General features: G+C 64.3%; 11 protein-coding genes and 1 pseudogene. 7 read left to right on the top strand and 5 right to left on the bottom strand.

Going from position 1 to position 11079, the window contains the following annotated elements; genetic code table 11:
* The 3 genes from infB to truB all read left to right on the top strand — a co-directional run.
* A partial coding sequence (infB, locus tag K206_RS0129315) for a translation initiation factor IF-2 (RefSeq protein ID WP_020205924.1) occupies positions 1-1301 on the top strand: 1301 nt, incomplete at its 5' end.
* Positions 1302-1371: 70 nt separating this feature from the next.
* Positions 1372-1740, top strand: a complete 369-nt coding sequence (gene rbfA / locus K206_RS0129310) for a 30S ribosome-binding factor RbfA (protein ID WP_020205923.1) — start codon at positions 1372-1374, stop codon at positions 1738-1740.
* A 98-nt stretch (positions 1741-1838) separates the two neighbouring features.
* On the top strand, positions 1839-2786 hold the full coding sequence (truB, locus tag K206_RS0129305) for a tRNA pseudouridine(55) synthase TruB (protein WP_020205922.1): 948 nt from the start codon (positions 1839-1841) through the stop codon (positions 2784-2786).
* 191 nt (positions 2787-2977) lie between these two features.
* Here the strand turns inward: truB and K206_RS0129300 are convergent, their stop codons facing one another.
* Positions 2978-3727: an SDR family NAD(P)-dependent oxidoreductase gene (locus K206_RS0129300; protein WP_020205921.1), complete on the bottom strand. Its 750-nt coding sequence runs from the start codon at positions 3725-3727 to the stop codon at positions 2978-2980.
* Between the two features lie 77 nt (positions 3728-3804).
* On the opposite strand from K206_RS0129300, the gene K206_RS0129295 reads away from it, so the two are divergent.
* Positions 3805-4374, top strand: coding sequence for a TetR/AcrR family transcriptional regulator (locus K206_RS0129295; RefSeq protein WP_020205920.1), 570 nt, complete (start codon positions 3805-3807; stop codon positions 4372-4374).
* Positions 4375-4562: 188 nt separating this feature from the next.
* Here the strand turns inward: K206_RS0129295 and K206_RS0129290 are convergent, their stop codons facing one another.
* Complete coding sequence (locus tag K206_RS0129290; protein WP_020205919.1) at positions 4563-5414, bottom strand: ketopantoate reductase family protein; 852 nt, start codon at positions 5412-5414, stop codon at positions 4563-4565.
* Between the two features lie 65 nt (positions 5415-5479).
* On the opposite strand from K206_RS0129290, the gene K206_RS41980 reads away from it, so the two are divergent.
* The gene (locus K206_RS41980) at positions 5480-6346 is read left to right on the top strand and encodes a LysR family transcriptional regulator (protein WP_081651552.1); all 867 of its coding nucleotides are present in this window, start codon (positions 5480-5482) and stop codon (positions 6344-6346) included.
* A 224-nt stretch (positions 6347-6570) separates the two neighbouring features.
* On the opposite strand, the gene K206_RS39645 is transcribed toward K206_RS41980, so the two are convergent.
* The gene (locus tag K206_RS39645) at positions 6571-7539 is read right to left on the bottom strand and encodes a LysR family transcriptional regulator (protein WP_052166020.1); all 969 of its coding nucleotides are present in this window, start codon (positions 7537-7539) and stop codon (positions 6571-6573) included.
* An 85-nt stretch (positions 7540-7624) separates the two neighbouring features.
* On the opposite strand from K206_RS39645, the gene K206_RS0129270 reads away from it, so the two are divergent.
* Together K206_RS0129270 and K206_RS41975 are read left to right on the top strand one after the other, a co-directional pair.
* Positions 7625-8635 (top strand): NAD(P)-dependent alcohol dehydrogenase, encoded by a 1011-nt coding sequence (locus K206_RS0129270; RefSeq protein WP_029044226.1) that lies wholly within the window; start codon positions 7625-7627, stop codon positions 8633-8635.
* A gap of 180 nt (positions 8636-8815) precedes the next feature.
* Positions 8816-9154, top strand: coding sequence for an aldo/keto reductase (locus K206_RS41975; protein ID WP_081651551.1), 339 nt, complete (start codon positions 8816-8818; stop codon positions 9152-9154).
* Between the two features lie 111 nt (positions 9155-9265).
* Here the strand turns inward: K206_RS41975 and K206_RS44420 are convergent.
* Together K206_RS44420 and K206_RS0129260 are read right to left on the bottom strand one after the other, a co-directional pair.
* A pseudogene (locus tag K206_RS44420) lies at positions 9266-9355 on the bottom strand (3-ketoacyl-ACP reductase); the annotation flags it as partial.
* 39 nt (positions 9356-9394) lie between these two features.
* The gene (locus K206_RS0129260) at positions 9395-10999 is read right to left on the bottom strand and encodes a DHA2 family efflux MFS transporter permease subunit (protein WP_029044225.1); all 1605 of its coding nucleotides are present in this window, start codon (positions 10997-10999) and stop codon (positions 9395-9397) included.
* Between the last annotated feature and the right edge of the window lie 80 nt (positions 11000-11079).

Here is an 11079-nt window from a genome sequence, read left to right as displayed (position 1 = left end):
GCGGTGCCAAGGCAACCGACATCGTCATCCTGGTGGTGGCCGCCGACGACGGCGTGATGCCGCAGACCAAGGAAGCCATCGCCCACGCCAAGGCGGCGGGCGTGCCCATCGTGGTGGCGATCAACAAGATCGACAAGCCCGAAGCCAACCCGGACCGCGTCAAGCAGGAACTGGTGGCCGAGCAGGTGCTGCCGGAAGAATACGGCGGCGACTCGCCGTTCGTGCCGGTGTCCGCCAAGACCGGCGCCGGCATCGACGAGCTGCTCGAGCAGGTGCTACTGCAGGCCGAAGTGCTGGAACTGAAGGCGCCGGTGGACGCCCCGGCCAAGGGCCTGGTGGTGGAAGCCCAGCTCGACAAGGGCAAGGGCCCGATCGCGACCATCCTCGTCACCAGCGGCACGCTCAAGCGTGGCGACGTGGTGCTGGCCGGCAGCGCCTACGGCCGCGTGCGCGCCATGCTGGACGAAACCGGCAAGCCGACCAAGGAAGCCGGCCCCTCGATTCCGGTCGAGATCCAGGGCCTGTCCGAAGTGCCGGCCGCCGGCGAGGAAGTGCTGGTGCTGCCCGACGAGCGCAAGGCGCGCGAAATCGCGCTGTTCCGCCAGGGCAAGTTCCGCGACGTCAAGCTGGCCAAGCAGCAGGCGGCCAAGCTGGAGACCATGCTGGAGCAGATGAGTGAAGGCGAAGTGCAGACGCTGCCGCTGATCGTCAAGGCCGACGTGCAGGGTTCGCAGGAAGCGCTGGTGCAGTCGCTGCAGAAGCTCTCCACCGACGAAGTGCGCGTGCAGATCGTGCACGGCGGCGTGGGCGGCATCTCGGAGTCGGACGTCAACCTGGCCACGGCCTCGAAGGCGGTCATCATCGGCTTCAACGTGCGTGCCGACGCCGGCGCGCGCAAGCTGGCCGAGAACAACGGCATCGACATCCGCTACTACAACATCATTTACGATGCGGTGGACGAGATCAAGGCGGCGATGTCGGGCATGCTGGCGCCGGAAAAGCGCGAGGTCACGCTCGGCACGGTCGAGGTGCGCCAGGTGTTCCGCGTGCCGAAGATCGGCGCGGTGGCCGGCTGTATGGTCACCGACGGCGTGGTCAAGCGGACCTCCCTGGTGCGGGTGCTGCGCAACAACGTGGTCATCCATACCGGCGAGCTCGATTCGCTCAAGCGCTTCAAGGACGACGTCAAGGAAGTCAAGCAAGGCTTCGAGTGCGGCCTGTCGATCAAGAACTTCAACGACGTTCAGGAAGGCGACCAGCTCGAAGTGTATGAAATCACCGAGGTGGCGCGCACGCTGTAAGGCGCCGCGCGCGCGGCGGGCCCCCTTCACGGGCGGGTCCGCCGCGGCCGTCTCGACAAGACCCTATTGAATGGCCAAGAAAGGCAATATCTCCTCCCGCAATCTCCGGATTTCCGACCAGATCCAGCGCGACCTGGCCGCGATGATCCAGCGCGAGCTGCGCGACCCCCGCCTGGGGCTCGTCACGCTGCAGTCGGTCACGATGACGCCCGACTACGCGCACGCCAAGGTGTACTTCACCGTGCTGGGCGCCGATGCCGCGGTGGCCGAAGGCATCCTCAACGAAAAGGCCGGCTACCTGCATTCGCTGCTGTTCAAGCAACTGCATATCCACACCGTGCCGACGCTGCACTTCCACCACGACACCTCGGTCGAGCAGGCCATCGAGATGTCCAAGCTGATCAGCGAAGCCAATTCGACGCGGGCGAAGGAAGACTGAACCGGCGGCCCGTTGAAACGGGCCGTTTTTCCGTCCGCGCCGGCGTCGTCCGCTTCATCCGCTTCATCCGCTTCGTTCGTTCCGCCCGCTCTCCCGTCATGACCGATCCGAAAACCAACCGCCCGCCCCGGCAGCCGCGCCGCGAGGTGCACGGCGTGCTGCTGCTCGACAAGCCGCTCGGCCTGTCGTCCAACGACGCGCTGGTGCGCGCCAAGCGCATGCTGCGCGCGCTCAAGGCCGGCCACACCGGCACGCTCGACCCGCTCGCCACCGGCCTGCTGCCGCTGTGCTTCGGCGAGGCCACCAAGTTCTCGCAGGACCTGCTCGAAGCCGACAAGACCTACGAGGCCGCGGTGCGCCTGGGCATCCGTACCGCCACCGGCGATGCCGAAGGCGAGGTGATCGCCGAGCGCGCGGTGACGTGCGACGCCGACGCGCTGCGCGCGGCCATCGCGCGCTTCACCGGCGAGATCGAGCAGGTGCCGCCGATGCACTCGGCGCTCAAGAAAGACGGCAAGCCGCTCTACGAATACGCCCGCGCGGGCCAGACCGTGGAGCGCGCCGCGCGCCGCGTGACCATCCACGAGATCGCGTTGCTCGACTGCGGCCTGCCGCAGGCGCCCACCTTCACCATGCGCGTGACCTGCAGCAAGGGCACCTATATCCGCACGCTGGCCGAGGACATCGGCGAAGCGCTGGGCTGCGGCGCGCACCTCACCGGCCTGCGCCGCACGGCCGTGGGCGACCTGAGCCTGGACGGCGCGGTCACGCTGGAACAGATCGACGCCCATGACGACGCCGCGCGCCCCGCGATGCTGGCGCCGGTCGACGCGCTGCTGCAGCGCTGCGCGCCGGTGACGCTGGACGAAGCCGCGGCGGGCCGCTTCCTGCAGGGCCAGCGCATCGCGCAGCGCGACCTGCCGGCGGGCACCGCGCTGGCCGAGGGCGAACTCGCGCGCGTCTATGGCGGCGAGCCGCAACGCCTGCTGGGCGTGGCGCGCATGCGCGAAGGGGCGCTGCGGCCGGAACGGCTGGTCAGGCTTTGAGCCGGTCCGCAACGCGGGGAACTGGCTGACCAAGTTCATTCCGTCATCAACGGTTTGCTCTCCTCTCCCACAAAGTGGGCGATCTGCTGTTCTTCCATCGCAAGTTGCGCTGCCTGGTCACGTGCCGGAATCGCCTGCTGCCGTGGTCGTGGCGTTGCGCTCCTTGCTGGAAATCTCGGGCGAAGCGAGGCTCAAACAGCGAGTGAGCCACCGTCCACGAAGAGTTCGACGCCCGCGATGTAGCTGCTCTCGCCGGATGCCAGGAAGAGCACGGCGCGCGCGACTTCGTCCGGCTGCCCCAGGCGGCCGAGTGGCACGATCTGCTTCAACATGTCTTCGACTCCCGGACGCGTGTCGAGGTAGCTGCGCATCAGGCGTGTTTCGGTGCCGCCCGGCGAGACCACGTTCACGCGGATGCCACGCTCTTTCAGGTCGGTCGTCCAGCTTCGCGCGAACGAACGCACCGCCGCCTTGCTCGCGTTGTAGAGCGACTGGTCGGGAAAGCCTTTGCTGCCGGCGACCGAGCCGTTGAGGATTACTGTGCCGCCCGCAGTCAGCAGTGGCAAGGCCTTCTGCACAGTGAAAAGCAGGCCACGCACATTCAGGCCGAAGAGGCGGTCGAAGTCCTCTGCGGCGATCGTGCCCAGCGGTCGCGGCTCGCCCTCGGCGATGCCGGCGTTGGCAAAAACGACATCCAGCTTGCCGTGCTCGCGTTGGATGCGCTCATAGAGTCGATCAAGGTCCGCGAGGTTCGCGGCGTCTCCCTGCACGCCAATAGCGCCATTGCCGATTTCCCGCACGGCTTCGTCGAGTCGATCCTGTCTGCGTCCGGTGACGTAGACCTGCGCGCCTTCGGCCGCAAAGAGCTTGGCAGTCGCCAGGCCGATGCCCTCGCTGCCGCCGGTGATCGCCACAACCTTGTTCTCGAATCGCTTGTTCATATGTGCCTCATCTATAAGTGGAGTGTTGCTCCACTTATTATATGGAGGCATCATCCACTTTGTAAATGAGGTCGAAGATGAAAGCGCATTCTGCAACTGACGAAGCGCCGCTGCGCGCCGACGCTGCGCGCAACAGGGAACGCATCCTTGCAGCGGCGGAAGAGGTGTTTCTTGAACGTGGCGCCGATGCCTCGCTCGACGATGTCGCCAAGCGCGCCAAGGTCGGCATCGGGACGCTCTATCGCCGCTTTCCGACGCGCGAGGCCCTGCTTGCTGCATTAAGCGATGAGCGCTTGCTGTCGCTCGCTACGGCGAGCCGGGCCGCGGACGACACGCTCGAACCGAAGGCCTCCATACGCGCCTTCGTCCGGGAACTGGTGATGCACGCCAGCCACTATCGCGGGTTGGCGGCGTCGCTGGGGGCGGTACTCCAGAGTGGCACTCCCGGTTGTCACGCAGGGAGCGAAGAAGGATTGCGGCTGCTCCAGCGCGCGCAGAAAGCGGGAGTCGTTCGCAAGGATGTTTCCCTCGACGATCTCTTGTGCATGGTCACGGCGATCTCCCTTGCCGTCGAGCAAGGCCGTGCCGGGAAAGCGCGAGTCGCGCACTTGGTGGATATGTTCCTTGACGGCATCGGGATGCATTGAGCTGACAACATTGAGCTGACAATCGCGGCTTTCGCTATCAAACGCACCACGCAAACATGAAACCGGGCGCAGCAAGTCTGCCGCGCCCGGTTTCAATGCCCACAGAAAATCGCCCCGTCGCCACCTTTGACTAGGCGGCGGCAGCGCGCGCAATGGACTTTTGCGAACCCAAGATATCCCTTTGGAAGCTAAGGCCGAAGCGCCAATAAGTGAGGAATATTTCCGGAGGCCGCTACCGCCATCGCATCAATCAGCGCGCGCGTTTCCGTCGGGCCAAACTCACCGAGATCCTTGATGGGGCGCGTACGGCTCAGAATCCATAGCAGGCCCGTACGCACGATTGAAGGCAGGCCTGCAAGCGTCCCGAGCAGATGAGGCTTCAGTGCGTGGCCCAGGCTTTGAACCAGTTCGAACCCTTCCACCCATGCAACATCAAGCTGTCTCGCCTCTGCCCATGTGAGGGAAGTAGCTCGTTTCCAAGTGAGCAGAGCGGCGAGGAATGACGGCACCACGAACGCGACATGGCTTCGGAGGAAGGCATCCATATCGTCTTCAACTTCGCTTGGCATACCCGCCTCCCGGAACAACGTGGCGAGAGCCGGATTCGTCAGCGTTGTCACCATGCCGGGGCCATCCACGCGAAAGCGCAGCCGTTGGTCTACCAGAAAAGCCGACATTTTCGGGAACCCGAATGCGAAGCGTTCGATGCCTATGGCTGCTCGATAGGGTTCGGTTCCTTGAAACGTATTGAACATTAGAAGGATGGTGCTCGCGCTGCTTGCCGACAACGCTGGCAATAGGGGCGCGACTTGGTGTTCGGGAACAGTGACGATAGCCAGATCGTAGGGGGCGGCTGGATCAAGCGTCTGCACTACCTTGACCGGCATGCGTTGCCCGTCAACGGTAATAATGGCTCCCTCGCGGCTCAACGTGTCGAAGCGTGCGCCGCGTGCCACGACGGTGATGTCGTGACCAGCCTTGGCGAGACAGAAGGCGACGGCGCTGCCGATTCGACCAGTTCCAATCAGAATGATTTTCATGGAATCAGTTTAGGCGCGACGGAAATTCCCGGATACGGAAAATTACGGTAATCTGGTTCCCATATATGGAAAAACTTTCTTGGGATGATCTGCGCATTCTTCTGGCTGTGCATCGGGCCAGGAGCTTGCTGGGTGCAGGCAAAGCACTTGGCCTTTCAACCTCCACGACCGCGCGGCGTCTGGATGCCCTGGAGGCTGCCGTAGGACGGCAATTGGTGTACCGCAGCCAGTCGGGCACTGAGTTGAAACCAGAGGCGTTGCGCATGGTGCAGCTAGCCGAAGGGCTTGAGCATGGTCTGGATGCGTTGCGCCGCGATCAAACCGTTCTTGCTGGGACATTGCGGGTCAGTGTGCCGGATGGAATGGCTCAAACACTGACCCGATCGCTGCTCGCGTTCTGCCAAGAGTACCCCGACGTTGATCTTGAGCTGGTAGGAGAGAATCGGATGGTGGATGTGGCCGCGCGTGAGGCGGACATTGCCGTTCGTCTGGCGCGCTCCACTTCCAATGTGCTCGTCGAAAAACACTTGGCGACGTTTCGGTTCGCGCTGTTCGCATCTGCGGACTATGTTCGACGCCATCTTCCAACGCGGCGGCTCAGTAAGGGCGAGGCCGCGGCGCATTCATTCGTCGGACTTGATGAACGATGGAAGGAGCTGCCGCACGAGCAATGGATGCGGACGCTGGGCGCGACGCGATTTGCATTTCGCTCCAGTTCAATGGATGCCATCGAAGAAGCCGTTCGCTACGGCGTAGGTCTTGCGGCATTCCTTGAAAAAGATCCACGAAGCGCGGGCCTGATCCGTGTCGAAACGGATACGGATGGGCCGTCCCAGTCTTTCTACCTCGTTTATCACCGCGATTTGCGAAAGCAACCGCATGTTCGTGCTGCGGTGGCATCAATCGAGGCATACATGCGTGTGCATCGCTGACTCGGATCAGTGCCCGCTAGCGCGGGCAAGATCTTGATGGCACCCCGCCGCAATGGGCGAGGCTTGTGGCGCCACGCCCCAGTTTGCCGCGGCAGGTTATGCGAAAGCGTGCGCGCTCGCATCGTGCTGGCGGGCTTTGCCGCCATCGGCCTCGCTGCGCTGGCCTGGACAGTGCGCGGCGGCGGTGTGTCGTGGGATATGGGACGGCAGCGTGGAGTTGCGCCTCAACGGCTAGCCCGCTTTACTGTCTGCGTGGAAGTGGCCGTTCGTTGCACAACCCAGGGGGGAGCCGCCAGCTTTTCGGTGATCCAGTTGGAAAAGGCGCGAGTCTTGGATGGAGTGCCGGCCGCTGCCGGTGTGACCACATAGACGGCGCCGCGATCGAGCAGTGCCCAGTCAGGAAGGACTTCGACCAGCTTGCCCGCGGCCAGATCGCGGCAGGCATACCAGTCCGACGTGTACAGGATGCCTAGCCCGCTGACAGCCGCTTCGATCAACAGTTCGGCGTCATCCGACGCCAGGGGGCCAGACACGGTGACGCCGAGTGTCCCTCCGCTGGGCTTGGTGAAATTCCATCGGTAGGGATCGTGTCGGCCGGTGAAACAAAGGCATGGATAGTTGGCTAGGTCTTGCGGCGTCTGAATAGCCGGATGCCGGGCGATGAAATCCGGGGATGCGCAGATCATCCGACGACGCTCTGCAACCTTGCGGGCGACCAAGCGCGAGTCGGGAAGCTCACCCAAGCGGATGGCGAGGTCGAAGCGTTCCCCGATCAGGTCAACGAAGCGATTGCTGGTGTCCGCCTCGATGGTGACGCGCGGATGCTTACGCAGGAACTCCACGATCAGCGGTGTCAACCACATGCGACCGAAGTTGCCCGGCAAGGTGATGCGCAGATGGCCGCGCGCCTCGCCATCAGCGAACGCGACTGCTTCGTGTCCGGCCGCCTGCAGGTCGTGCAGCAATGGCCGAATCCGGTCGAGATAGGTTCGACCGGCCTCGGTGAGAGCCACCTTGCGCGTGCTTCGTTCGGCCAGCCGGACACCCAGGCGCGCTTCCATCGCACTCAAGCGGCGAGAAACCGCAGTGGGATCCCGTCCGAGCTGCCTGCCAGCCGCAGCGAACGATCCTGTATCGGCCAGAGCTACGAAAGCCGCTAGCTCGTTCAGATCGGAGAATAGAGATTGCTGCATTTTTCGCAGGTATGAAATGCGTCGTCTCCGTATTCTACATAAAAACGCCGCGATTTAAAGTGACATACCTTTACGAGGAAGACTCGTGCAATCCATTCAAATCACCGCACCTTCGTTCGATGCATTCCGGCGGGTAGAGCTGCCCGAACCCACTCAACCTGGCAAGGGACGCATCCTTGTTCGCATGAAGGCTGGCAGCGTCAACTTCGCCGATCTCGCCGTGGCTTCCGGCCATTACCCCGGTGCCTTGTATCCCAACATTCCCCTGTCCGACGGTGCGGGGGAGGTCATCGCTGTCGGTGAAGATGTCTGGCAAGTTGCCGTTGGCGATCGCGTCGCCATCCACGTCAAGGCGCACTGGATCGCTGGCCGGCCTAGCGCGGAACTGGCCAATCCGATGCGTGGTGCGACGCTGCCCGGCTCGCTGGTCGAAATCGCCGAACTCGATGCGGCCGGCGTCGTCAAGCTGCCGGACTATTTGAGCTGGGAAGCCGCAGGCACGCTCCCCATCGCGGCGATGACGGCATGGCGTGCGCTGGAATCGGCGCAGATCGGCCCGGCATCCACCGTCGCGCTGCTGGGCACGGGCGGGGTGTCGATCTTTGCGCTGCAACTGGCCAAGGCGCACGGGGCGCGGGTCATCATCACCTCCTCGTCCGACGAGAAGCTGGCCCGCGCTCGCGCCTTGGGCGCCGATGAGGTCATCAACTATCGCCAGGATGCCAACTGGGATGCTTCCGTTCTGGAACGCACGGGTGGCGTCGGTGCCGATCTGGTCATCGACCCGGTCGGCGGCGAAGGCTTCAACCGCTCCGTGGCCGCTGCACGTCACGGCGGCACCGTGGCCGCCATCGGTTTCCTCGGCGGCGGTGCCACGCCGCTGGATCTGCTGTCGGTCATCTTCAGGGAGGTGCGCGTACAAGGCAGCAACGGCGGCTCGGTGGCAGACCTGGCGGGAGCGGTGGCGGCGATGGCCGCGCATCGCATCGAGCCGGTCATCGACCGCACTTTCGGCCTTGATGACTTGAAGAAGGCTTACGAGCTGATGGCGCAAGGCGGCCACTTCGGAAAAATTGCGATCAGCTTCGACTGGTGAATTCTGGACTCAGACCGTTGCTAAGAAGTTGCCTCGGCATTCGGCGCGCCGAGATGGAAATCCTGATTCCATAGCTAGATACAGCTGCTGCCTTGACCCCAATGAATACTCCGCAGCGCGCAATCAGCGCCGCGGAGACATTTTAGATAAGGAGTAAGAGAATGGCTAGTTCGTCCTTGGGTGCCGAACAGTCCGGCACATTTCAGCGAGCAAGTGCTTGATTACTGCTCCTCCCTCGGTATCGGCTTTATTCCTTGGTTTCCGCTGGCCGCAGGTGATCTCGCCAAGCCAGGCTCCTTGCTCGAGAACCTGGCTCGGCGGTACCGCGCTACACCCGGGCAACTTGCGCTTGCTTGGCTCTTGAAGCGAAGCCAGAACATGCTGCCGATCCCGGGTACGTCGAAGGTCACGCATCTAGCGCAAAACGTTGCCGCCGCGGCGATAGCGCTTTCGGATGAAGATTTCCTCGCTCTAGACGAAGAAGGACGGAAGGCGTCGCGGGATGCCGGCACCAGATGATCAATCACGGCCGACTACGGCCGGCAAACTACCGGGAAACGCTATGAATGAAGACGTATCCATGTCTCGACGAATGGTCGTGACTGGCCTTGCCGCCGGCGCGGCCACTGAGAACAACTCGGTCGCGGTGGGGCCGGGCGCCACGGCATTGACCGTGATGTTTCGGCCTCGCGGTTCGCGCGAGAGGAAACTGGTACTTGCCGTGCCGCGCAACGGCGCCAGGACCTTCTTGGAACGACGCTAATGCGCCCCGGCCGCCGACGCATCCATGTCGCCGCCTTTCTTCGGCTTGGTCAGCCAGACGAAGACGATCAGCACGAAGAACAGCACCCCCGAGATCCAGAAGATGTCGTTGGCGCCGAGCATGGCCGCCTGCTGCGAGATGCCGCGCTCGATGAAGCCGTCGGCCTGCGCGCGCGTCATGCCCATCTGCATCAGGTGGTTGATCTGGTCGACATAGACCGGGTTGAACGGGTTGACCTGCTCCACCAGCTGCGCGTGATGCAGCGCCGAGCGGTTGTCCCACACGGTGGTCGAGATCGAGGCGCCGATCGCGCCGAAGGTGATCCGCACGAAGTTCGACACGCCCGAGGCCGACGGCATCTTCTCCGGCGGCTGGCCCGACAGGATGATCGAGGTCAGCGGGATGAAGAACATCGCCATCGCCGCGCCCTGGATCAGCGTGGGGATCATCAGCGTGCGGCTGTCCACCTGCAGCGTGAAGCCCGAGCGCATCAGGCTGACCACGCCGAAGGTGACGAAGGCCAGCGTGGCGACCCAGCGCGCGTCCATCCGCGGCAGGTTCTTGCCGATCAGCGGCGACAGCAGGATGGCGAAGATGCCCACCGGCGCCATCACGATGCCGGCATCGGTCGCGGTGTAGCCGACGATGGTCTGCAGCCACAGCGGCAGGATCACCAGGTTGCCGAAGAACAGCCCGTAGGCCACCGAGATGGCCACCACGCCGGCGCTGAAGTTGCGCCCCCTGAACAGGTGGATGTCCACCACGGGGTGCTTCTCGTAGTTCTCCCACACCACGAAGAACAGGAACCCGACCACCGCCACCACGGCCAGCACCACGATCGCGGTGGAGTGGAACCAGTCCAGCTCCTTGCCCTTGTCGAGCATCAGCTGCATCGAGCCGACCCAGATCACCAGCAGCGCCAGCCCGATGCGGTCGATCGGCAGGATCCGGGTGGGCGTCTCGCGCTCGCGGTAGATCGCCCAGGTGGCATAGGCCGCGCCGAGCCCGACCGGGATGTTGATGTAGAAGATCCACGGCCACGTCATGTTGTCCGAGATCCAGCCGCCCAGCAGCGGGCCCATGATGGGCGCCACCAGCGTGGTCATGCCCCACAGCGCCAGCGCCATCGTGCTTTTCTGCGGCGGGTAGCTCGACAGCAGCAGCGCCTGCGACAGCGGGATCATCGGCCCGGCCACCGCGCCCTGCAGCACGCGCGCGGCCAGCAGCACCTCCAGGTTGGGCGCCACGCCGCACAGCCACGACGACAGCACGAACAGCAGGATCGAGGTGACGAACAGCCGCACCGCGCCGAAGCGTGTGGTCATCCAGCCGGTGAGCGGCACCGAGATGGCGTTGGCCACCGCGAACGAGGTGATCACCCAGGTGCCCTGGTTGGGCGCCACGCCCAGGTCGCCCGAGATGGCCGGGATCGACACGTTGGCGATGGACGAGTCCAGCACGTTCATGAACGTGGCCAGCGACAGCGCGATGGTGCCGACCACCAGCTTGCCGCCGCTCAGCGGCACCGGCAGGGCGGAGCGGGGTGCCGGCGCGCGCGGGGCGGGCGCGGCGCCGTCGCGCGCGGGAAGGGAGGTCGCCATGTTCAGGTGTTGGCCGGTTTCGCCGCCGGTGCCGCGACCGGCGCCGCCATCGGAGCTGCCATCGGGGCGGCCATCGGCTC

Origin of the sequence: Cupriavidus sp. WS, from assembly GCF_000395345.1 — a bacterium.
GTDB lineage: Bacteria > Pseudomonadota > Gammaproteobacteria > Burkholderiales > Burkholderiaceae > Cupriavidus > Cupriavidus basilensis_B.
This window is presented reverse-complemented; position numbering and strand designations above follow the sequence as displayed.

Excerpts from the sequence above, each read along its gene's own strand:
- K206_RS0129260 (WP_029044225.1), bottom strand. The coding sequence starts at position 10,999 with ATGGCGACCTCCCTTCCCGCGCGCGACGGCGCCGCGCCCGCCCCGCGC.
- K206_RS41980 (WP_081651552.1), top strand. The coding sequence starts at position 5,480 with ATGGAAAAACTTTCTTGGGATGATCTGCGCATTCTTCTGGCTGTGCAT.
- K206_RS0129300 (WP_020205921.1), bottom strand. The coding sequence starts at position 3,727 with ATGAACAAGCGATTCGAGAACAAGGTTGTGGCGATCACCGGCGGCAGC.
- K206_RS0129295 (WP_020205920.1), top strand. The coding sequence starts at position 3,805 with ATGAAAGCGCATTCTGCAACTGACGAAGCGCCGCTGCGCGCCGACGCT.
- K206_RS39645 (WP_052166020.1), bottom strand. The coding sequence starts at position 7,539 with ATGCAGCAATCTCTATTCTCCGATCTGAACGAGCTAGCGGCTTTCGTA.
- rbfA (WP_020205923.1), top strand. The coding sequence starts at position 1,372 with ATGGCCAAGAAAGGCAATATCTCCTCCCGCAATCTCCGGATTTCCGAC.
- truB (WP_020205922.1), top strand. The coding sequence starts at position 1,839 with ATGACCGATCCGAAAACCAACCGCCCGCCCCGGCAGCCGCGCCGCGAG.
- K206_RS0129290 (WP_020205919.1), bottom strand. The coding sequence starts at position 5,414 with ATGAAAATCATTCTGATTGGAACTGGTCGAATCGGCAGCGCCGTCGCC.